This window comes from Micromonospora peucetia (genome assembly GCF_900091625.1).
Classification (GTDB): Bacteria; Actinomycetota; Actinomycetes; order Mycobacteriales; family Micromonosporaceae; genus Micromonospora; species Micromonospora peucetia.
Window position 1 is genome coordinate 3,782,628 of record NZ_FMIC01000002.1, and the last position, 20,950, is coordinate 3,803,577.

The 20,950-nt window shown below is 74.8% G+C and carries 18 protein-coding genes; 9 read left to right on the forward strand and 9 right to left on the reverse strand.

What is annotated here, in order from left to right; all coding sequences use genetic code 11:
• Window positions 1-271: 271 nt before the first annotated feature.
• On the reverse strand, window positions 272-1,117 hold the full coding sequence (panB, locus tag GA0070608_RS17715) for a 3-methyl-2-oxobutanoate hydroxymethyltransferase (RefSeq protein WP_091629429.1): 846 nt from the start codon (window positions 1,115-1,117) through the stop codon (window positions 272-274).
• A gap of 195 nt (window positions 1,118-1,312) precedes the next feature.
• Entirely contained in the window at window positions 1,313-3,073 is a 1,761-nt protein-coding gene (locus tag GA0070608_RS17720; RefSeq protein WP_091629432.1) for an NAD+ synthase, read from the reverse strand.
• 209 nt (window positions 3,074-3,282) lie between these two features.
• Here GA0070608_RS17720 and glnA point away from each other — a divergent pair, with 209 nt between their 5' ends.
• From glnA to GA0070608_RS17740, 4 genes are all read left to right on the forward strand, one after another.
• The gene (glnA, locus tag GA0070608_RS17725) at window positions 3,283-4,632 is read left to right on the forward strand and encodes a type I glutamate--ammonia ligase (RefSeq protein ID WP_091629434.1); all 1,350 of its coding nucleotides are present in this window, start codon (window positions 3,283-3,285) and stop codon (window positions 4,630-4,632) included.
• A 108-nt stretch (window positions 4,633-4,740) separates the two neighbouring features.
• Window positions 4,741-5,166, forward strand: a complete 426-nt coding sequence (locus GA0070608_RS17730) for a DUF350 domain-containing protein (RefSeq protein WP_091629436.1) — start codon at window positions 4,741-4,743, stop codon at window positions 5,164-5,166.
• A 70-nt stretch (window positions 5,167-5,236) separates the two neighbouring features.
• Window positions 5,237-5,932, forward strand: coding sequence for a helix-turn-helix transcriptional regulator (locus GA0070608_RS17735; RefSeq protein WP_091629438.1), 696 nt, complete (start codon window positions 5,237-5,239; stop codon window positions 5,930-5,932).
• Between the two features lie 242 nt (window positions 5,933-6,174).
• Window positions 6,175-6,552 (forward strand): VOC family protein, encoded by a 378-nt coding sequence (locus GA0070608_RS17740; RefSeq protein WP_091629440.1) that lies wholly within the window; start codon window positions 6,175-6,177, stop codon window positions 6,550-6,552.
• Between the two features lie 132 nt (window positions 6,553-6,684).
• Here the strand turns inward: GA0070608_RS17740 and GA0070608_RS17745 are convergent, their stop codons facing one another.
• The gene (locus tag GA0070608_RS17745) at window positions 6,685-7,239 is read right to left on the reverse strand and encodes a hypothetical protein (RefSeq protein ID WP_091635371.1); all 555 of its coding nucleotides are present in this window, start codon (window positions 7,237-7,239) and stop codon (window positions 6,685-6,687) included.
• Window positions 7,240-7,445: 206 nt separating this feature from the next.
• Here GA0070608_RS17745 and GA0070608_RS17750 point away from each other — a divergent pair, with 206 nt between their 5' ends.
• The gene (locus GA0070608_RS17750; protein WP_176733748.1) at window positions 7,446-8,330 is read left to right on the forward strand and encodes a Vgb family protein; all 885 of its coding nucleotides are present in this window, start codon (window positions 7,446-7,448) and stop codon (window positions 8,328-8,330) included.
• Between the two features lie 117 nt (window positions 8,331-8,447).
• Here the strand turns inward: GA0070608_RS17750 and GA0070608_RS17755 are convergent, their stop codons facing one another.
• Entirely contained in the window at window positions 8,448-9,323 is an 876-nt protein-coding gene (locus GA0070608_RS17755; RefSeq protein WP_091635379.1) for a S66 peptidase family protein, read from the reverse strand.
• A gap of 97 nt (window positions 9,324-9,420) precedes the next feature.
• Window positions 9,421-9,738, reverse strand: coding sequence for a VOC family protein (locus GA0070608_RS33035; protein ID WP_218107520.1), 318 nt, complete (start codon window positions 9,736-9,738; stop codon window positions 9,421-9,423).
• Between the two features lie 17 nt (window positions 9,739-9,755).
• Between GA0070608_RS33035 and GA0070608_RS17765 the strand changes: the two genes are divergently transcribed.
• A complete protein-coding gene (locus tag GA0070608_RS17765; RefSeq protein ID WP_091629442.1) occupies window positions 9,756-10,523 on the forward strand; it encodes a type 1 glutamine amidotransferase in 768 nt (255 codons plus the stop codon).
• Complete coding sequence (locus GA0070608_RS17770; RefSeq protein ID WP_091629445.1) at window positions 10,523-13,540, forward strand: bifunctional [glutamine synthetase] adenylyltransferase/[glutamine synthetase]-adenylyl-L-tyrosine phosphorylase; 3,018 nt, start codon at window positions 10,523-10,525, stop codon at window positions 13,538-13,540. The genes GA0070608_RS17765 and GA0070608_RS17770 overlap by 1 nt, the downstream gene beginning before the upstream one ends.
• A gap of 47 nt (window positions 13,541-13,587) precedes the next feature.
• On the opposite strand, the gene GA0070608_RS17775 is transcribed toward GA0070608_RS17770, so the two are convergent.
• The gene (locus GA0070608_RS17775; protein WP_091629447.1) at window positions 13,588-14,292 is read right to left on the reverse strand and encodes an SAM-dependent methyltransferase; all 705 of its coding nucleotides are present in this window, start codon (window positions 14,290-14,292) and stop codon (window positions 13,588-13,590) included.
• 115 nt (window positions 14,293-14,407) lie between these two features.
• Window positions 14,408-16,048, reverse strand: coding sequence for a hypothetical protein (locus GA0070608_RS17780; RefSeq protein WP_091629450.1), 1,641 nt, complete (start codon window positions 16,046-16,048; stop codon window positions 14,408-14,410).
• Window positions 16,049-16,092: 44 nt separating this feature from the next.
• Between GA0070608_RS17780 and mptB (GA0070608_RS17785) the strand changes: the two genes are divergently transcribed.
• Window positions 16,093-17,493 carry a polyprenol phosphomannose-dependent alpha 1,6 mannosyltransferase MptB gene (gene mptB, locus GA0070608_RS17785; RefSeq protein ID WP_176733749.1) on the forward strand — a complete coding sequence of 467 codons (1,401 nt, stop codon included), beginning with the start codon at window positions 16,093-16,095 and terminating at the stop codon, window positions 17,491-17,493.
• 14 nt (window positions 17,494-17,507) lie between these two features.
• Window positions 17,508-19,061, forward strand: a complete 1,554-nt coding sequence (gene mptB, locus GA0070608_RS17790; protein ID WP_141719492.1) for a polyprenol phosphomannose-dependent alpha 1,6 mannosyltransferase MptB — start codon at window positions 17,508-17,510, stop codon at window positions 19,059-19,061.
• A 332-nt stretch (window positions 19,062-19,393) separates the two neighbouring features.
• On the opposite strand, the gene GA0070608_RS17795 is transcribed toward mptB (GA0070608_RS17790), so the two are convergent.
• On the reverse strand, window positions 19,394-20,395 hold the full coding sequence (locus tag GA0070608_RS17795) for a hypothetical protein (protein WP_091629457.1): 1,002 nt from the start codon (window positions 20,393-20,395) through the stop codon (window positions 19,394-19,396).
• Entirely contained in the window at window positions 20,392-20,751 is a 360-nt protein-coding gene (locus GA0070608_RS17800; protein WP_091629460.1) for a PadR family transcriptional regulator, read from the reverse strand. Before GA0070608_RS17800 ends, GA0070608_RS17795 begins: the two co-directional genes overlap by 4 nt.
• Window positions 20,752-20,950: the final 199 nt, after the last annotated feature.

A 20,950-nucleotide genomic window follows, 5' to 3' on the forward strand; every position in this document is an offset into this window, starting at 1 on the left:
CTCCCGCGACGCTCTCCCGCGACGCTCTCCCGCGACGCTCTCCCGCGACGCTCTCCCGCGACGCTCTCCCGCGACGCTCTCCCGCGATCTTGCAGTTTCGGCCCGCGTTATGAGTTCAATATTCCTTTTGCCGAGGCAAAAAGTGCAAGATCGCGGCCGTCGGCGGCGGCCGTCGGCGGTCGGCGGCGGCGGTCGGCGGCGGGGCGGGGGTTGTGGGCTGTGTGCGGGCCGGGGGCGCCGGGTGGGGCGCCCCCGGACCGCACGGACGGTGTCAGAAGGTGTGTTCCGCGGCCGGGAAGTCGCCGCCCCGGACCTCGTCGGCGAAGCGCCGGGTCGCGTCGGTCAGCGCGCCCGCCAGGTCGGCGTAGCGCTTCACGAAGCGCGGCGCCTTGCCGGTACGCAGGCCGGCCATGTCCTGCCAGACCAGCACCTGGGCGTCGGTGTCCGCGCCGGCGCCGATGCCCACGGTCGGGATCGGCAGTTCCGCCGTGATCCGCTTGGCCACCTCGCCGGGCACCATCTCCAGCACCACGGCGAACGCGCCCGCCTCGGCCACGGCACGGGCGTCGGCGATCACGTCGTCGGCCGCGTCGCCACGCCCCTGCACCCGGTAGCCACCGATGGCGTGCTCGCTCTGCGGCGTGAAGCCGATGTGCGCCATCACCGGGATGCCGGCGCCGGTGATGGCGGCGATCTGCGCCGCGCAGCGCCGGCCGCCCTCCAGCTTCACCGCGTGGCAGCCACCCTCCTTCATGAACCGCACGGCGGTACGCAGCGCCTGCGTCGGACCCTCCTCGTAGGAGCCGAACGGCAGGTCGCCGACGACCAGCGCGTGCCGGGTCGCCCGGACCACCGCGCGGACCAGCGGGAGCAACTCCTCGGCGGTCACCGGCACCGTCGTCTCGTAGCCGAAGACGTTGTTCGCCGCCGAGTCGCCGACCAGCAGCACCGGGATGCCGGCCTGATCGAAGATCGAGGCGGTGTACTGGTCGTACGAGGTGAGCATCGGCCACCGCTCGCCGCGCTCCTTGGCGGTGATCAGGTCGCGGGTGCGGACCCGCCGGGTGACCGGGCCGCCGTAGAGGGCGGTCACCTCGGACGGGGTGGACTCCACCATGACTGTCTCCTTCCTCGAGGCCGCGTGCGCGGTCCCCGGGTTCTGCCGCGATCGTCGCACCCGACGACCGGCCTGCGGCAGAGCGCAGTGGAGGATGTCACTCCCGGGCCAGCCGGGCCCCATGCGCCGCCGCCGCCGGCAGGCAGTCGACCGGGCCGCCGGCAGGCCGGGCCGCCGGCCCGGGAGCGATCCGGCTCAGCCGTCCTCGCGCCACCGGTTCGTGATCGGCAGCCGCCGGTCACGCCCGAACGCCTTCATCGAGATCTTCGTGCCCGGAGCGGACTGGCGGCGCTTGTACTCGGCGGTATCCACCATCCGCAGCACCCGGTCGACGACGGCCGGGTCGTGGCCGGATGCGACCAGCCCGTCCCGGCCCAGGTCACCGTCGACGTAGCCGATCAGGATCGGGTCCAGCACGTCGTAGTCGGGCAGGGTGTCGCTGTCCAACTGGCCCGGGCTCAGCTCGGCGCTCGGCGGCTTGCCGATCGAGTTCTCCGGGATGGGCGGGGTGTCGCCCCGGCGGGCCGCGTCGGCATTGCGCCACTTCGCCAGCCGCCAGACCAGCGTCTTCCAGACGTCCTTGACCGGGTTGAAGCCGCCGACCGAGTCGCCGTAGAGGGTGGAGTAGCCGACCGCCAGCTCGCTCTTGTTGCCGGTGGTCAGCACCAGGTGCCCCTCCTGGTTCGACAGCGCCATCAGGATCACCCCGCGTACCCGCGCCTGGAGGTTCTCCACGGAGACCCCGGAGAGCGACATGTTCGCCAGGAAGGTGTCCACCATCGGCTGGATCGGCTCGACCCGGTAGTCCAGCCCGGTCCGCTTCGCCAGGTCGGCCGCGTCCTCCCGGCTGTGCTCGGAGGAGTGCTGGCTGGGCAGCGACACCCCGACCACCCGGTCGGGCCCGAGCGCGTCGACGGCCAGCGCGGCCACCACCGCCGAGTCGATGCCGCCGGAGAGGCCCAGCACCACCGAGGGGAACCGGTTCTTGTTGACGTAGTCGCGCAGACCCAGCACGAGCGCCTGCCACACCTCGGCCTCGTCGGCCACCGGGGCGATCGTCCCGCCGGTGGCGGCGGGCCCGTCGGGTGCCGGCGGGATGTCGCCGGCCTCGGCGCGGACCACTCGCATCTCGTCCGCCAGCACCTGGTCGGGGGCGGCCGGCTCCCCGGCCGCCGGCAGCTCCACGTCGTGCACCAGCAGGTGCTCGACGAACTGCGGGGCCCGGGTGAGCAGGGCGCCGTCGGCGCTCACGATCATCGAGTCGCCCTCGAAGACCAGCTCGTCCTGGCCGCCGACCATGTTGACGTACGCGACGGTCGCCCCGGCCTCGGCGGCCCGGCGGCGGACCAGCGGCAGCCGGACGTCGTCCTTGTTCAGCTCGTACGGCGAGCCGTTGATGGTCAGGACCAGGCCGACCCCGGCCTGACGTGCGGCGGCGAACGGGCCACCGGCCTGCCACAGGTCCTCGCAGATGGTCAGCGCGACGTCCACCCCGCCGACGCGGACGACGGTCAGCGCGTCGCCGGAGACGAAGTAGCGGTCCTCGTCGAAGACCCCGTAGTTGGGCAGGTGGTGCTTGAAGTAGGTGGCGACGATCCCGCCACGGTGCAGCAGGGCCGCCGCGTTGCGGGTGCCGCGACCGGGCTCGGCGTCGCCGCTGAACTGCGGCGGGCCGTCGGCGTCCAGGTAGCCGACCAGCACCGGGAGCGCGCCCAGCCCGTCCGCGTCGAGATCGGCGGCGAGGCGTCGCAGTGCGGCCTTCGACGCGGCGACGAAGGACCGGCGGAAGACCAGGTCCTCGACCGGGTAGCCGGTCAGCATCATCTCCGGGAACGCGACGATCTGGGCGCCGGCGTCGGCGGCCCGACGGGTCCAGTCACGGACCAGGCCGGAGTTGCCGGCGAGGTCGCCGACGGTCGGGTTGACCTGGCACAGGGCGAGACGCAGGTTGGGCATGTCCTCATCTTGCCCCAGCCGGTCGGGCCCGACACGGCGGGCGGCGCGCCCGCCGGGCGTACGTCGTGCGGGAGGGCGCGGGCCGCGGGACAGGGCAGGACGCCCGCCTCCCGGTCGCGTAACGTCGGCGTAACGAGGCCGGTGGAGACTGGTCGGTCAGGCCGGGTCGACCCCGGTCGCAGGTGGGCATTGTGTCGCGAGGGGTGGAAGTGGACCGTCAGCAGGAGTTCGTCCTCCGTACGCTGGAAGAGCGGGACATCCGGTTCGTCCGGCTGTGGTTCACCGACGTGCTGGGCACGCTCAAGAGCGTCTCGGTGGCTCCCGCCGAGCTGGAGGCGGCCTTCGAGGAAGGCATCGGGTTCGACGGCTCGGCGATCGAGGGCTTCGCCCGGGTCTTCGAGTCCGACATGGTGGCCATGCCCGACCCGACCACCTTCCAGGTCTTCCCGTTCGAGGGTGGGGCCAGCGGCGAGAGCGCCCGGATGTTCTGCGACATCCTGCTCCCCGACGGCGGCCCGTCCTGGGCCGACCCGCGGCACGTGCTGCGCCGGGCGCTCTCCAAGGCCGCCGAGAAGGGCTTCACCTTCTACACCCACCCCGAGATCGAGTTCTTCCTGCTGGAGAACGGCCCGCTGGACGGCTCGGTACCGACCCCGGTCGACACCGGCGGCTACTTCGAGCACACCACCCACGCGGTGGCCCGAGACTTCCGCCGGCAGGGCGTCCTGGCGCTGGAGCGGATCGGCATCTCGGTGGAGTTCAGCCACCACGAGGTGGCCCCCGGCCAGCAGGAGATCGACCTGCGCTATGCCGACGCGCTGACCACCGCCGACAACATCATGACCTTCCGGCACGTGGTCAAGGAGGTCGCGCTCTCCACCGGCGTGCAGGCCACCTTCATGCCGAAGCCGTTCACCGACCAGCCCGGCAGCGGCATGCACACCCACCTGTCGCTGTTCGAGGGCGAGCGCAACGCGTTCCACGACGCCGGTGACCCGATGAAGCTGTCCAAGGTGGCCCGGGCCTTCATCGCCGGGCTGCTGGTGCACGCCCGGGAATACACGGCCGTCACCAACCAGTGGGTCAACTCCTACAAGCGGCTGTTCCCGCAGGCGCTGCCGGACCGGGTCACCGAGAGCCCGGCGTACGTCTGCTGGGGTCACCTGAACCGGTCGGCGCTGGTCCGGGTCCCGGCCTACGGCAAGCCGAACTCGGCCCGGGTGGAGGTCCGCTCGCCGGACTCGGCGGCCAACCCCTACCTGGCCTTCGCGGTGCTGCTCGGCGCCGGGATGAAGGGCATCGAGGAGGGCTACGAGCTGCCGCCGGGCGCCGAGGACGACGTCTGGTCGCTGACCAGCGCCGAGCGGCGGGCGATGGGCTACGAGCCGCTGCCGGAGAACCTGTCCGAGGCGATCGACGTGATGGCCGGCTCCGAACTGGTCGCCGAGGTGCTCGGCGAGCACGTCTTCGACTTCTTCCTGCGTAACAAACGGGCCGAGTGGGAGCAGTACCGCCGTGTGGTCACCCCCTACGAGCGGCAGCACTACCTGTCGCTGTAGGTCTGTCTCCCGGCGCCGGAGCGGGGCTCCCACCGCTGGCGCGGTGCCGCTATCGTCTCGGTCACCGCGCCGGCATCCCCGCCAGGCGCAGAGTGCGGGAGGCAGTCGGTGCTGGAAGACCTGCTCAACGGAGCCTGGCAGAGCCTGGTGTTCGGGGTCGTCGGGGTGGGCCTGATGGCGGCCGGGTTCGGGCTGGTCGACCTGCTCACTCCCGGCCGGCTGCGGGAGCTGATCTGGGTGCGGCGCAACGGCAACGCCGCGCTGCTGCTCGCCGCCAACCAGCTCGGCATCGCCGGGATCGTGTTCACCGCGATCCTGACCAGCTACAGCGACTTCACCAAGGGGCTCGCCTCGACGGTCGTCTTCGGCCTGGTCGGACTGGCCATCATGGCGCTGGCGTTCTTCGTGCTGGACCTGCTCACCCCGGGCAAGCTCGGCGAGATCATCTGCTCGGACGAGCCGCACCCGGCAGCCCGGGTCAGCGCCGCCACGCACTTCGGCGCCGCGCTGATCGTCTGCGCCTGCATCGCCTGAGCGGTCCGTCCGGCCCGCTGTCCGCCCGAGGCGGAGCTGTCCCGTCACACCCCCGTCGTAGGTTGCGGGAGTGAACCGGACGGACCGTCTCTACGCCCTGGTCGAGGAGCTGCGCGCCGTGTCGCCACGGCCGCGCAGCGCCCGCTGGCTCGCCGACCGCTTCGAGGTGAGCACCCGCACCATCGAGCGGGACATCGGCGCCCTCCAGGAGTCAGGTGTGCCGATCTGGGCCGAGGCGGGCCGCACCGGCGGCTACGCGCTCGACCGGGCGCGCACCCTGCCGCCGGTCAACCTCAGTCCCGTCGAGGCGGTCGCCATGGCGGTGGCGTTGCACCGGATGCGCGGCACGCCGTTCGCCGCGGCGGCCGGCACCGCCCTGCGCAAGCTGCTCGCCGTGATGCCCGCCACCGACGCCGCCGAGGCGCACCGGCTCGCCGCCCGGGTGCACCTGATCGGGGACGGGCCGGTGACGCCCGTCCCGGCCGCCGTCGCCGACGCGGTGCGCGCGCGCCGCCTACTGCGCATCCGGTACGCCGACCGTGCCGGCGCCGGCTCGCTGCGCGACGTGGAGCCGCTGGGCTACCTCGGCAATCCCCGGCACTGGTATCTGCTGGCCTGGTGCCGGCTGCGCGACGGCATCCGTGCCTTCCGCGTCGACCGGATCACCTCCGTCACCACGCTGGCCGAGCGGGTGCCGGAGCGCGAGCTGGCCGCCGACGACCTCGACATCCCCCGGGAGCGCATCCGCCGCCTAAGCCTGGTCTGACACCCCAGCCCCTGGTCTGACACCCCAGCCCCTGGCCTGACACCCCAGCCCCTGGCCTGACGCGGCCGCGATCTTGCACTTTCGGCCCGCGTGATGCCGCTTTCGCGACTTTCGTCGGGGCGACAAGTGCAAGATCGCGGGGCCCGGAAGAAAACACCGACAGGACGGTGTCGCGGACGGCGTCGAGGCTGACTCCTGACGGCGCCGGTCGACCGGCCGGCGCGTGGAACGGGAGGCCACACATGAGCATCGACAACGCCGTGACCTGGTTCGAGATCGGCACCGAGCGGCCGGACGAGGCCCAGCGGTTCTACGGCGACCTGTTCGGCTGGAGCTTCACCGAGGAGGGCACCGCGGAGGCGTCGTACCGGACGACCGAGGGCGGTGCCGGTGCGGGGATCAGCGGGGCGGTCCGGGGGACCGGCGGGGCGAGCCCGAGCTACGCGGTCTTCTACGTGCAGGTGGCCGACGTGGCGGAAACGGTACGGCGGGCGGAGGCGGCCGGCGGCAAGGTGCTGGTGCCGCGCAGGGAGAACGACAACGGGCTGACCTTCGCCCACCTGCTCGATCCGGCCGGCAGCCATTTCGGCGTCTTCGCCCCGCCGCCGGCCGGCTCGTGACCGGTTGAGGATCCCGGTCGCCGGTGTGGCGGTGCCACGGTTACGGGCACCGCCACACCGACGGGACGGGACTGCTCAGCCAGCCGTCACCTGTCGGTCGGCCACGTCACTTGTCGGTCAGCCAGCCAGCCGTCACTTGTCGGTCGGGTCGGCCGGACCGTCCTGCCCGTGCTGCCCGCCCCGACCACCCGGGCCGGGGAAGACGCCCGCCTCGGCGGCGGCGGTGATGGCATCGGCCTGCTCCTGGGTGAGCTTGCCGTCCTCGACAGCCTGCGCCAGGCGCTCCTTCATCGCGGCCTTCCGGTCGGCAGAGTCGCCCTTCTCGCCCTTCTCGGGCCGGTCGCCCTTGTCGCCTCGGTCGCCCCGGTCGCCCTTGTCTCCCCGGTCGCCCTTGTCGGGCCGGTCGGCCGGCTTGTGCTCCTCGCGCAGCTTCTCCAGCGCGGCCGTGACCTTGTCAGTGTCGACACCCAGCTCCTCGGCCAGCTTTCCGGCGAACTCCGCCTGCCGGTCGGTCCGCTGCTGCTGCCGCTCGTCGCTCCCGTTCTCGCTCGCGCTCGCGCTGGCGCTCGGCGTCGGGGTGGCGCCGTCCGCGGCGAATGCGACCGTCGGGGCCGCGATCCCCACGCCGAGTACGCCGGCTGCGGCCAGTCCGGCCAGCAGGTGCTTCTTCCTCATCGTGCGGGACATGCTGTCCTCCATCTGGTCGGGGTGATGCGATGACGTCACCGACAGTGATCGGCCGGGCTGGGGGGAAGCCGTGGCGATCCTGTCAGCGGGCTGGCAATTCGGCCCGCCGAGTCGGACAAACGGGTTGCCTCAGCCCTCTCGGGCGGTAAGGGTGGGCGGTCGACAGGCCCCGTCGGGGCGGAGCAGGTGACGGAAGGTGGCTCCTCTTGAAAACCTCCCCGAAGATCCGGGAAGTTCCGCTGACCGGAGCGGGCGCCGGCCCGTACGGCATCACGGTCGGCCCCGACGGCGCGCTGTGGCTGACGCTGGTCCATGCCGGCGAGATCGCCCGGGTGGGTGCGGACGGCGAGCTGCGCACCTGGCCGGTGGCGGCCGGCAGCCGGCCATTGATCATCACCCCGGGCCCCGACGGCGCCCTCTGGTTCACCCGCTCCGGCGACGACCGGGTCGGCCGGATCACCACCGACGGCGAGCTGAGCGCCGTCGCGCTAGCCCCTGGCACCGGCCCCTGCGGCATCGCCGCCGGTCCCGACGGCGCCCTCTGGTACGCGGGGATGAGTACCGACACGATAGGCCGGGTCACCGTCGACGGGGAGGTGACGCGGTTCCCGCTGCCGGTGAGCGGCGGCTTCGTCTCGATGGTCGCCGCCGGTCCCGACGAGGCCGTCTGGTTCACGCTCAACCAGGCGAACGCGGTGGGTCGGATCGGCATGGACGGCGCGGTGACCCTGCATCCGCTGCCGACCGAGGGGGCGGCGCCGGTCGGCATCACCGCCGGCGTGGACGGGGCGCTCTGGTTCGTCGAGATCGGCGCCGGTCAGCTCGGTCGGATCACCCCGAACGGCCGGATCGACGAGTATCCGCTGCCGGACCGGTCCGCCCGGCCGCACGCGATCGTCGCCGACCCGGCCGGCGGCTGCTGGTACACGGAGTGGGGCGGCAACCGCATCGGCCACGTCGCCCCGAACGGCGCGATCACCACCCACGACCTGCCGACCCCGGCCTCCGAACCCCACGGCCTCACGGTCGCCCCCGACGCCACGGTCTGGGCAGCTCTGGAAACCGGCGCCCTGGCCCACCTGACCCCCTAACCCACCCCCACCCGCCTCGGGTTGATCATGAGGTTGGCGGCAACGATTCCGACATTTCGCGCCGCTAACCTCATGATCAACCGGGTGGCCGGGTGGTCGGGGGTGGGGTGGGGTGGGTCAGTGGACGGCGGGGGCGATCTTGAGGGTGCCGGTGTTCGTGTCGAGGGTGGCCTCGGTGCCCACGGGGACGGTGAGCTGGCCGGGGCCGTGACCGATCGGGAGGCCGCCGAGGACGGGGACGCCGAGGTCGCCGAGGCGCTCGGAGAGCACGTCGGCGACGCCGACCGGCCAGCCGTCCGCGCAGTCGGTGAACTGGCCCACCGCCACCCCGGCCAGCCCGTCCAGCACTCCGGCGCGGCGGAGCTGGGTGAGCATCCGGTCCACCTTGTAGGGCGGCTCCTGCACGTCCTCGACCAACAGGACCGCCCCGGTCAGGTCCGGCATGTCCGGGGTGCCGAGCGACGCCACGACCAGGCAGAGGTTGCCGCCCAGCAGCGGGCCGGTGGCCCGGCCGGGCACGCGTACTCCGAAGCTCTCCTCCTCGGCGACGGCGCTCACCGTGACCGGCTCGGTGGTCATCAGGGCGGCGTGCAGCGACTCGGCCGAGCGCAGCGGCGTGCGCTCGTCCAGCCAGGCGGCTCCCGGGCCGTGCACGCCGGTCAGCCGGGCGCCCCGCCAGAGCGCGAACTGGAGCGCGGTGATGTCGGAGAAGCCGGCGACCACCTTCGGGTCGCGGCGTACGGCGGCCATGTCGATCGCGTCGACGATCCGCTGCGCGCCGTAGCCACCCCGGGTGCAGATCACCCCGCGCACCTCGGGGTCGGCGAACGCCGTGTTCAGGTCGGCGGCGCGCAGTTCGTCCGTGCCGGCGAGATAGCCCTGCCGGGCGTACGCGTTCGGCGCGAGCACCGGCCGCAGCCCCCAGCCGGTGAGCAGTTCGATGCCCCGAGCCACCCGTTCCGGCCGGGTCGGGCCAGACGGCGACACCAGCATGACGGTGTCGCCGGGGCGCAGCACCGGCGGTCGTACGGCGGTGGCGGGGGTCGGGTGGGTGCGGTCGGACACAGCGGCAGAGCCTAGTCGCGGCAGGTCAGGCTTCCACGTACCGGTCGGCCCAGTCCGCCGACGGTGGGACGGGCGTGATGACGTCGATCAGCACTCCGTCGGGTGCGGCGACGATGAAGTGCCGCTGCCCGAAGTCCTCGTCGCGCAGCCCCAGTTCGGCGCGCAGTCCGCCCCGGACGACGAGCCGCTCCCATTCGGCCCTGGCGGACACCCGGGCCGCCCTGGCCCGGATGCTCGACGCGTTGCGTATCCCCTGGCCCGGGTGCCCGGCCGCGCCGGGGCCGGTCGGCGGCGAGGTCGCCGCCGCGCGGGGTGGAGGCGTTCCGGGTTCCGTCGGGGTCACCGGCTAGCCTCGACGTCGTGGCTACCGCGTTGGTGATCGAGAACGACCCGACTGACGACGTCCGCCGGCTCGGCGAGTGGCTTACCGAGGCCGGCCTCGACCTGTGGGTGGTCCGCACCCACGCCGGTGACGAGATCCCCGCCGACCTGGCGGGATACTCCGCGCTGGTGGTGCTCGGCGGTCCGGTGCCGCCGTACCCGCTGCCGGACGGGTCGCCCGCCGAGCCCTGGCTCCCGGCGCTGGAGGGGCTGCTGCGCAAGGCCGTCCGGCACCGGGTGCCGACCCTCGGCATCTGCCTCGGCGCGCAACTGCTGGCCACCGCGCACGCCGGCGAGGTCGTGCGCAGCCCGAGCGGGCCGGAGGTCGGCCCCAGTGTGGTCGGCAAGCGGGACGCCGCCGACACCGACCCGCTGTTCCGTTACGTCCCGCTGATGCCCGACGTGTTCCAGTGGCACGCCGACGAGATCACCGAGCTGCCCCGTGGCGCCACCCTGCTGGCCGCCTCCACCCGCTACCCGCACCAGGCCTTCCGCATGGGCGACCGGGCCTGGGGGCTGCAGTTCCACATCGAGTGCGACACCGCCATGATCGCCGACTGGGCCGCCGACTCGGCGCTGCTGGCCGAGCTGGGTTACGACCCCGACCTGGTGGTGGCGGCCTGCCACGACGTGATGGTCGACGTCGAGGAGGTCTGGCAGCCGTTCGCCGCCCGGTTCGCCGCGCTGGCCCTCGGCGAGTTGGACGACGCCGAGCCCCGCCGTAGCCTGCCCCTGCTCGGGCAGTGATGAGCCGGCCGGCCAGGGCGGCGGGCCGGCTCGCCCGCTACGGCTTCGGCACCGACGGCGGCGTCGGTGCCACCCGCGCCGACGACCTGCTCGGCCCGGACGGGCTCGGGCTGTGGCGGCCGGACGTGCAGGAACCCGCCGACGACCGCGCGGCGGAGCTGCTCGTCGCGCTCTCCCGGGCTGCCGACCCGGACCTGGCGCTGCGCCAGCTGCACCGCATCGTCGAGGCTGAGCGCCGGACCGCCCCGGAGCACACCGCGTCGGCGCTGCTGGCGGCGCTCGCGGACGACCCGGGCCTGCGCCGCCGGCTGATCGCCGTCCTCGGCGCGTCCGCCGCGCTCGGCGACCACCTGGTCGCCAACCACGACCAGTGGCCGGCGCTGCGCACCGAACCGGACGGGCTGGCGCCGACCGCCGAGGGGCGGCTCGACCTGTCCGACGACGGGCAGCCGGTGGCGGTGCTGCGCAGGGCGTACCGGCTGGCGCTGTTGCGGATCGCGGCGGCCGACCTGACCGGCGGCCGGGGCCTGGAGCAGACCATGGCCGCGCTCTCCGGGCTGGCCGACGCGACCCTGGCGGCGGCGTACGAGATCGCGGTCGGCGAGCTGCCTGAGGGCACCCACCGGCCCCGGCTCGCCGTCGTGGCGATGGGCAAGTGCGGCGGCGACGAGCTGAACTACGTCTCCGACGTGGACGTGATCTTCGTGGCCGCCGAGGACGACGACCTCGCCGCGGCGACCACGGTCGCCACCCGGCTGATCCACGTCTGCGGGCTGGTCGCCTGGCCGGTCGACGCCGCCCTGCGTCCGGAGGGCAGCCGAGGGCCGCTGGTGCGGACGCTGGCCAGCCATCTCGCCTACTACCGGCGCTGGGCGCGCACCTGGGAGTTCCAGGCGCTGCTCAAGGCCCGGCCGGCGGCCGGCGACCTGGTGCTGGGCCGGGAGTGGATCGACCAGCTCGCCCCCCTGGTGTGGCGGGCCGCCGAGCGACCCGAGGCGGTCGAGGACGTCCGCGCCATGCGGCGCAGGATCATCGACAACATCCCGCCGAAGGAGCAGGAGCGCGAGATCAAGCGCGGCCCGGGCGGGCTGCGCGACATCGAGTTCGCCGTGCAGCTGCTGCAACTGGTGCACGGCCGGGGCGACGAGTCGCTGCGGGCGCCCGGCACCATCCCGGCGCTGCGCGCGCTGGTCGCCGGTGGCTACGTCGGCCGGGCCGACGGCGAGGCGCTGCTGCGCGGCTACCGCTTCCTGCGCGGCGTCGAGCACCGCCTCCAGCTCCAGGGGCTGCGCCGCACCCACACCGTGCCGACCGAGCCGACCGCGCTGCGCTGGCTGGCCGCCGCGCTGGGCCACACCGCCACGCCGGGCCGCAGCGCCGTCGAGGAGTTCCGCGCCGAGTGGGTCACCCACGCCACCGAGGTACGCCGGCTGCACGCCAAGCTGCTCTACCGGCCGCTGCTGGAGTCGGTGGCCCGGGTGCCGGCCGACGGGCTGCGGCTGACCCCCGAGGCGGCCCGGCACCGGCTGGAGATCCTCGGCTTCGCCGACCCCGCCGGGGCGCTGCGTCACCTCCAGGCCCTCACCGGCGGGGTGAGCCGCACCGCCGCCATCCAGCGCACCCTGCTGCCGGTGCTGCTCAGCGAGTTCGCCGACGCCCCCGAACCGGACCGCGGCCTGCTCAGCTACCGGCAGGTCTCCGACAAGCTCGGCAGCACCCCCTGGTACCTGCGCCTGCTGCGCGACTCCGGGCCGGTGGCCCGCCGGCTGGCCCGGGTGCTCTCCTCCTCCCGGTACGCCGCCGACCTGCTGGCCCGCGAGCCGGAGGCGCTGCGACTGCTGGCCGAGGAAAGCGAGCTGACCCCCCGGCCCAGGGCGGTCCTCTGCGAGGGCTTCGCCGCCGCCGCGGCCCGGCACGCCGACCCGGTCGAGGCCACCCGGGCGATCCGGGCGCTGCGCCGCCGGGAGCTGGTCCGGATCGCCTGCGCCGACCTGCTGAGCCGGGCCGGGTCGCTGGCCCCGTCGCCGCCCCGGCCCGACGGTGGGCGGGCGGCGCTCGGCCTCGCCGACGTGACCGCCGTCGGCACCGCCCTGGCAGGCGTCACCGACGCCACCCTGGCCGCCGCGCTGCGGGCCGCCCGGGCTGCCCAACCACCCGTGCCGGGGCTGCGCTTCGCCGTCATCGGCGTGGGCCGGCTTGGCGGGTACGAGTCGAACTACCTCTCCGACGCCGACGTGCTCTTCGTCTACGACGCGCCGCCCGGTGCGGGCGACGGCGTGGCCGGCACCGCCGCCCGCACCGTCGCCGAGGAGCTGCGCCGGCTGCTCGGCGTGCCCGCGCCCGACCCGCCGCTCGGCGTCGACGCCGACCTGCGCCCGGAGGGCCGGCAGGGCCCGCTGGTACGCAGCCTGGCCGCGTACACGCAGTACTACGCCCGCTGGTCGAAGGTGTGGGAGGCGCAGGCGCTGCTGCGCGCCCGGTTCGTCTGCGGCGACGCCGACCTGGGCGCGGAGTTCGAGGCGATGGTCGACCCGGTGCGCTATCCGGCGGACGGGCTGACCCGCGAGCAGGTGGTGGAGATCCGCCGGATCAAGGCGCGGGTGGAGCACGAGCGGCTGCCCCGGGGCGCCGACCCGGCCACCCACACCAAGCTCGGGCGGGGTGGCCTCGCCGACGTCGAGTGGGCGGTGCAGTTGCTCCAGCTCCGGCACGCCGGGATGATTCCGGCGCTGCGCGGCACGCGTACGCTCGACGCCCTCGCGGCGGCCCGGAACGCGGGCCTGGTAGATCCGACGGACGCCACCGAGATGGCGGCCGGCTGGACGCTGGCCGCGCAGGTCCGCAACGCGCTGATGCTGGTCCGTGGCCGGGAGGGCGACCAGCTGCCCCGGCACGGCGTCGAGCTGGCCGGGGTGGTCCGGCTGCTCGGCCGGGACGATCCGGGCGAGTTCCTCGACGAGTACCTGCGCACCGGCCGCCGCTCCCGGGCGGCGATGGAACGGGTGCTGGACTCCTGAGCCGGTGCGCCCCGGGCCGCAGAACGGTCCGGGGGCGCCCTCGGGGACTACCGCGTGCGGCGCACGAGCACCACGTTGTCGACCAGCATGCCGGTCTCGCCGTCCGGGCCGGTGGCCTGCCGGCTCGGGGCGTCGAGCCGCTCGGTCTGCCACCGGTCGGGGTCGAGGTCGAGCGCGGCCAGGGTCTCCTGCGGGGTGGAGAAGCGCGCGTGCCCGTGGTCGTGACGTCCCCACGGCGGCGCCTCGCCGTGCTCGACGACGAGCAGCCGGCCGCCGGGGGCCACGGCCCGGGCCGCCGACCGGAGCAACTCCGCCCGGGGAAACTCCAGCGGCGACTGGAGGAACTGCGCGGAGACCAGGTCGTACTCGCCCGGTGGGAACGTCCGGGTGAGGTCGTGCCGGCGGAACTCGACGCGCGACGCGACCCCGGCCGTGGTGGCCTCCTCGGACGCCCGGGCGAGCGCGGTCTCGGAGACGTCGACTGCGGTCACCCGCCAGCCCTGCCCGGCCAGCCAGATCGCGTCGCCGCCCTCACCGCAGCCGAGGTCCAGCACGGTGCCGGCCGGCAACTGTCCGGCTACCTCGACCAGGATCGGGTTCGCCCGGCCGCTCCAGACCCGGTCGTGCCGTCCGTAGTGCTCCTCCCAGAACCGCACGGTCTCGTCGTCCACGTCCGGGTTTTGCCGCCCGTCGTGGCCGGTGGCCGCCGTGGTGTCGTGGTGCCGGTGCCCACCGGTCGTCGCGTCGTGCATGTCTCGTCCTCCTGGTGCGCTGCCTCGGTGACCTGCCACGTCGATCGTGCGCGCTGGCGGCGGACGGAGCAAGTAACCTTGCCGGATCGGCAAAAGTGCGGGTGACGTCCCGGGGTCAGCTGCCGAGCCGGTACTGCCCGGCGCGGGGCACCGTCACCGCCGTCCAGCCGCCGTCGGCGGCGACCGTGGCCCCGCCCGAGGCGGTCAGCCAGCGGTTGTGCCGCACCCGGACCGGCACCGTGCCGGCGGCCGGCGCCCGGAACGTCACCGAGGCGCCGTCCTGCGCGACCAGCTCGGCCGGAGCGCCGACGATCGGGGTCGGGTCGGTCACCGCCCAGACCCGCCAGTGCGGGCCGGACCAGACGGGCGTCAGGTACGGCAGCCCGCCCGCGACCAGCTCGGCCTCGGCCCGCCCGACCCAGGACAGCGGGGCGTCCGGCACCGCGACGAACTGCACCGCGTTGTCGGTGAGCCAGTCCCGGTAGCTCGCGGCGGTCAACGGCACCCCGGTGCCGGCCGCCCCCGGCACGGTGGTGAAGAAGATCGGGTTGCGGTCGATGTCGGCCTGCCGCAGCCAGCCCCGGGCCAACGGCACCCCGCCCAACGAGGCGGCCTCCCAGTAGTTGCGGGTCGGCGGGACCTCCACCCGGCCGGTGAGTCGCTGCCCGTCGAGGAACGCCCGCAGCGGCGCGAAGTAGGCCGCCCGGCTGGTCGGGTCGTCGACGCTGCGCAGGTCTGCGGGGGACACCGGCGGCTGCCACCAGCACACCGCCGCCAGCAGCACGGCGAGCGCGACAGCTGGCACGGCGGGGCGGTGGTTCCGGCCCCGCCACGCCGTCAGCCGGGCCGGGGGCCGGGCGGCGGCGGCCAGCAGGGGCAGGGCGAACATGACGGCCAGCCGGGTGGCGTTCAGCCCGACGGGGGTGTGCACCAACGATGCCGCCAGCACTCCGGCCGCCGAGAGCAGCGCCCCCACCCGCACCGGCCGGTACCCCACCAGCGCAGCGACGAGCAGGCTGGTCAACACGGCACGGACCGTGTCGGTGCGGCTGATGTTCATCCAGCCGCCGTCGCCGAAGAGCAGGGCGGTCAGCCCTAGCGGCAGCGCGGCGGCGACGCCGAGCGCCAGGCCGTCGGCGTACCGGCGGGTCAGTAGCAGCGCCGCGCCGGCCAGGCCGACGAAGAGGCCCGCCACCGGGCTCGTCGCCGAGGCCAACAGCGCGCCAGCCGCCGCCAGCCCGAGCCGTACGAGCTGCCGGCGCCGCGCCCGCCCGTCCGCGCTGGCGTCGGTCGGGGCGTCCGGGCCGGTGTTTGTCGGCGGGGCCGGGACACGGGGGAGGGTGAGGGCGAGCAGCGCCCCGAGGCCGAAGGCCACCCCGAGGCCGTACGTCACCCGGCCCGAGACCAGGTTGCCGGCGATGGTGAGCACCCCGACCAGGCTGCCGAGCAGTGGCCGGGGCACGCCGGTGCGCACCAGCAGCGCCGCGAACGCGGTCGCCGCCGCCACCAGGGCCAGCGCACCGGTGACCCGCACCCCGAGCAGCGCCATCACCGGCTGGGAGAGCAGGCTGTAGCCGAACTGCTGCACGCCGCCGTACCAGCGCAGGTCCACCGGGGCGAGACCGTGGGCAGCGAAGAAGTCGGCCCGCGCGACCTGTGCCGCGAGGTCGGAGCCAGTCGGTGGAAGGGTGAGGTAGGCCACGCCGAGGAGCACTGCGGACACGGCGGCCACCGCCACCACCCGACTGCGCCGCATGCCCACCTCCGTACCGCGACCACCGTACTGGCAGCATGTCCGGCGTGCCTCACCACCTCGCGCGCTGGCTCGGCCTCGCCGGCTCGACGCTGCTCGCCGTGGCCGCGTTCCTCGGCGGAGCGCTGCCCGGCGGCGACCTGCGCCCCAACCCGGTCAGCATCTGGCAGGGCCCGCACGGCCCGCTGATCATCGCCGCCTGGGCGGTCGGCACCGGCCTGATGGCGTACGCCTGGTGGGCGTTGCGCGACCGGGTGCCGTCGACCCGTTGGGCGTTGGTCACCGTCGGGCTCTGGCTGCTTCCGCTGCTGGTCGCGCCGCCGCTGGGCAGCCGGGACGTCTACGCGTACGCCTGCCAGGGCGCCAGCTACTCCGCCGGGATCAATCCGTACGAGCAGGGCGTCTCCGCGCTGCCGTGCCCGTGGCTGGACACCATCTCCTACATCTGGCGGGACACCTCGGCCCCGTACGGGCCGCTGTTCGTGCTGATCGCCGGGGCCGTGGTGAAGGCGACCGGTTCGCTCTACGGCAGCATCGTGCTGTTCCGGCTGCTCGCCGTGGTCGGAGTGGGGCTGACGGCGGCCTGCCTGCCGGCGCTGGCCCGACGCTGCGGCGTACCGGCCGGCCGGGCGGTCTGGCTGGCGCTGGGCTCGCCACTGATCGGGGTGCACCTGGTCTCGGGGGCGCACAACGACGCGCTGATGGTGGGGCTGCTCGTCGCCGGGCTGGCCGTCGTGGTGTCCCGACCAGGTCGCCCCGGCCCGCTGCTCGCCGGGGGAGTGCTGCTCGGCCTGGCCACCGCGATCAAGGTGACCGCGCTGGTCGTGGTGCCGTTCGCCGCGCTGGCCGCCATCGTCGGGGCGTACTCGATCAGGGCGCTGGTGCGCGACGGCGGGTGGGTGGTCGGCGGGGCGGTCGCCGCCGTGGTCGGCGCGACCCTCGCCACCGGCCTGGGCTTCGGCTGGGTGACCGGGCTGGAGCAGGGCGGCCTGGTGATCGCCTGGACCTCGCCGCCGACGGCGGTGGGGCAGACCGTCGCCTACCTGGCCGCACCCTTCGGCTGGCACGGCGACCCGCTGCCGGTAACCCGGGGGATCGGCATGGCGGCGCTGGCGCTGCTGCTGCTCTGGCTGTGGTGGCGGGCCCGCACCCGGGAGCCGATCTGGCACGCCGGCCTGGCGCTGGCCGCCACCGTCGCGCTCGCCCCGCTGTTCCACCCCTGGTACTGGACCTGGCCGCTGGCGGTGCTCGCGGCCACCTCACGGCGCACCGGCTGGTTCGCGGTGGTCACGATCGTCTCGTCGTTCCTGGTGCTCGCCGACGGCACGGGGCTGGCCCGCTACACCAAGACCGTCGGGGCGCCGCTGATGACGCTGTTCGTGATCGTGGTGGTGGTCCGCTTGGTACGGTCGGCCCGGGCGGCCCGTCGACCGGCCGCCGTGGACTGAGGAGAGGGCCGCCGGTGACCACTCCCGGCACCCCGCCGGTCCCGCCTGGCTTTCCGCCGTCGCCTGACTCTCCGTCGCCGCCGGCCGGCCCTCCGCCGTCGCCGGGCACCCCGCAGCCTGACCCTTCGCCGTCGCCCGGTACCGCCCGGCTCGCGCGCTACGCCGGGTTGGCCGGTGCGGTGCTGCTGGCCGTCGCCGGCTTGCTGGGCGGCGCGCTGCCCGACACCGCCTCGGCGCGGGGCGGTCGCCCCGCCGACGAGCCGTGGACCGTCGCGCTGTGGCTGGCCGGCACCGCCCTGCTGGTCGGCGCCTGGTGGGCGCTGCGCCGGGGCGCACCGTCGACGCGGTGGGCGTACCTGACCGCCGGGCTGTGGGCGCTGCCGCTGCTGGCCGCCCCGCCGCTGGGCAGCCGGGACGTCTACTCCTACGCCTGCCAGGGCTGGGCGTACGCGCACGGCGTCGACCCGTACGCCACCGGGGTGGCCGAGGCCGGCTGCCCCTGGGTGGAGGCGGTCGCGCCGATCTGGCGGGACACCCCCGCGCCGTACGGGCCGATCTTCGTGCTGCTCGCCGCGCTCGCCGTGACCCTCGGCGGTGGCCTGGTGGGCGCGATCGTGGCGTTCCGGCTGCTCGCGGTCGCCGGGGTGCTGCTGGCCGCCCTCTGCCTGCCGGGGCTGGCCCGGGCCGCCGGCGTGCCCACCCGCCGGGCGGCCTGGCTGGCGCTGGCCTGCCCGCTGGTCGGGGTGCACCTGGTGGCCGGCGCGCACAACGACGCGGTGATGCTCGGGCTGCTCCTGCTGGGCCTGCTGGTGCTCGTCCGCGGCCCCGGCCGGCCCGGGCCGCTGCTGCTGGCCGGGGCGCTGCTCGGGCTGGCGGTGACCGTGAAGGCGACCGCAGTGGTGGTGCTCCCGTTCGCGGCGCTGGCCGCCGTGCCCAGTCGCCACACCCTGCGGGCGCTGCTGCGCGACGGCGGCTGGCTGGCCGGCGGGGTGCTCGGCGCGCTGGCGGTCACCTCGCTGTTGTCCGGCCTCGGCCTCGGCTGGGTGGGTGGGTTGACCCGCAGCGGCGACTCCGAGCAGTGGACGTCGCCGCCGACGGCGGTGGGCTTCGTGATCGACTACGCGGGTGGGCTCGCCGGTCGCGAGCCGGGCGCGGTGCCGGCGACCCGCGCGGCGGCGCTGCTGCTGCTCGCCGTGCTGGTGACAACGCTGTGGTGGCGGGCCTGGTCGGCGCTGCGCCACCTCGACGCCACCCGCCCGGATGCCGCCCGAACCCGGGTCGCCCTGCTCGGGGCCGGGCTGGCGCTGGCTGCCACGGTCGTGCTGGCCCCGGTCTTCCACCCCTGGTACGCCACCTGGCCGCTGGCCCTGCTCGCGGTCGCCGCGAGGCGGACCACCTGGTTCGTTGCGCCCTGCGCGGCGGCGGCCTTCCTCGCCCTGCCCGACGGCACCAACCTGGCCCGGTTCACCAAGGCCCCGGGCGCGCTGGCGATGACCGCGCTGGTGCTCGGGCTGGCGGTGTGGGGCCTGCTCCGGCTGCGCCGGACCCGCGTCGCGCGTACCGGCTGACGGGGCCGCGCCCTGGCTGACGGGATCGCCCTCTGCGCGCCCACGTACGACCTGCTGCGGCGCGTGGTTGCGGAGCAGCGGCGTAGGCCGTGGGCCCGGATCTGGACTGAGGCCCGTACTGGCCACCGCCGACCACCTCGACGCCCACGACGAGGAATGGGAGGCGACCCTGCGCTGACCGCCCGCCCGCCGCCGCGAGCGCCCTTCCGGCGAATGTCGGTCGCCCCGCCACTCGCCGCCGTTGATCGGCCGCGGCGAGTGGAACACCACGGCTGTCAAAACGGTCCGGTGACAGCCATGCCGTTCCACCGATCCCGCGGGGTGCCGAAGGCCTACGGGACCCGCTCGGTGGTGCGCCCGCAGGTCGGGCAGCGGTCGCTGGTGACGGTCGGCTTGGGTGCGCGCAGACGCTTGCGTAGGGCGATCGTCAGCGGCAGCAGCGCGGGGCCGGCCAGGCCGATCACGACGGCCGTCGCGGCGAGCGCGTACCAGCCCGGGTTGGGCGCGCCGCGCATGTTGCCGTCGATCGCGCCGGCCAGCGGGTGCAGGAAGAGCAGGCCGATCGGGGTCAGCAGCACCGCCAGCGCCCAGCCGCCCCGATGGTCGGCGCGCAGGGCGAGCCCCGTGCCGAGCAGCAGGACCACCACGAGCAGTACCACGGCGGCGCCGGGCAGGATCCCGCTCGCCGTCCAATCGTAGTAGCTGGCGTATTGGGGCAGAAGGTTGACACCTGCGAGGACGCCGGCGGCGACGACGAGCAGGGGCGCTGCCTGGAGCAGCGGCGGCAGCCGCTCGGGAAGGCCGAGCGCCACCAACCCCAACCCGACCTGCGGCAGCAGGACGAACAGCGGCGGTCGGGGCAGGCCGGCGAGGGCCGCGACCGGCACCACCGCCACCGTGAGCAGCAGGGCGAGGGCCACGGCGCGGCGGGTCCAGCGACCCGGGGCCGCCGCGTACACCACCGCGGCGAGGAGCCAGGCGGCCCAGACGCCGATCCCGAGCGAGACGAACGGCCCGGCGCTCGGCACACCCCACTCCGCTCGCGGTGGCCGCAGTTCCAGCACCGACCAGACCGCCGCCAGGGCGGTCGCGGTGAGGAAGGCGAGGACGGCGGCGAGGCGTACGCCCGGGATCAGGTCGGCGGCCCCGGCGGCCCGCAGCCGCTGGCGCAGGCCGCCGCGCAGCAGGTCCGCGGCGTCCGCTGGCGAGGGCCAGCGCCGACCCGGCCCGGCCAGGTCGAGGTAGGTACCGACGATCTCCGCGCCGCGCGCCCGCCGGTAGTCGGCCGGGTAGGCCCGTAGCAGGCGGTGGTAGCGCCGCTCCAACTCGCTCACGCCAACCCTCCGGCGGTACGCGGGGCGAGCGGTCGGGCCGCGCGGGCGCGTAGCCGGGCGGTGGCCGCCTCGACGTTGCGGCGCAGGCGCTCGGTCTCGGCGCTCAGGGTGGCGTCGCCAGCGGGGGAGAGGCGGTAGTAGCGGCGCAGCCGGCCGTCCACCACCTCCTCCCGGTCGACTTCGACCAGGTTGGCGTCGGTCAGCCGGTCGAGTGCGCCATAGAGGGTGCCGGGGCGCAGCGACACGCGCCCGTCGGAGAGGGCGGCGACCTCGCCGATCAGGCCGTAGCCGTGCATCGGCGCGCCGGCCAGCGCGGTGAGGATCAGGAAGGTCGGCTCGCGCAGCGGTGTGTCCACGTCCGCAATATAACGGACGCGAAGGTATCCCGATGGCCGTTACGCGGCCTAGCGGAGGAATCGTTCCGGCTGCGTCGCTCAGCGGTGCGGCTGCCTGCGCTGCCGCCTCGACGGGGCGGTGCGGACACTGAGCGTGGATCGGTCGGGTCGAGTGGAACACCATGGCTGTCACCGAGGGTTTTGACAGCCATGGTGTTCC

Coding starts and splice junctions, on each gene's coding strand:
- GA0070608_RS17745 (WP_091635371.1), bottom strand. CDS start 7,239: ATGTCCCGCACGATGAGGAAGAAGCACCTGCTGGCCGGACTGGCCGCA.
- GA0070608_RS17720 (WP_091629432.1), bottom strand. CDS start 3,073: ATGCCCAACCTGCGTCTCGCCCTGTGCCAGGTCAACCCGACCGTCGGC.
- GA0070608_RS17780 (WP_091629450.1), bottom strand. CDS start 16,048: ATGCGGCGCAGTCGGGTGGTGGCGGTGGCCGCCGTGTCCGCAGTGCTC.
- GA0070608_RS17740 (WP_091629440.1), top strand. CDS start 6,175: ATGAGCATCGACAACGCCGTGACCTGGTTCGAGATCGGCACCGAGCGG.
- GA0070608_RS17770 (WP_091629445.1), top strand. CDS start 10,523: ATGAGCCGGCCGGCCAGGGCGGCGGGCCGGCTCGCCCGCTACGGCTTC.
- GA0070608_RS17755 (WP_091635379.1), bottom strand. CDS start 9,323: ATGCTGGTGTCGCCGTCTGGCCCGACCCGGCCGGAACGGGTGGCTCGG.
- panB (WP_091629429.1), bottom strand. CDS start 1,117: ATGGTGGAGTCCACCCCGTCCGAGGTGACCGCCCTCTACGGCGGCCCG.
- GA0070608_RS17775 (WP_091629447.1), bottom strand. CDS start 14,292: ATGCACGACGCGACGACCGGTGGGCACCGGCACCACGACACCACGGCG.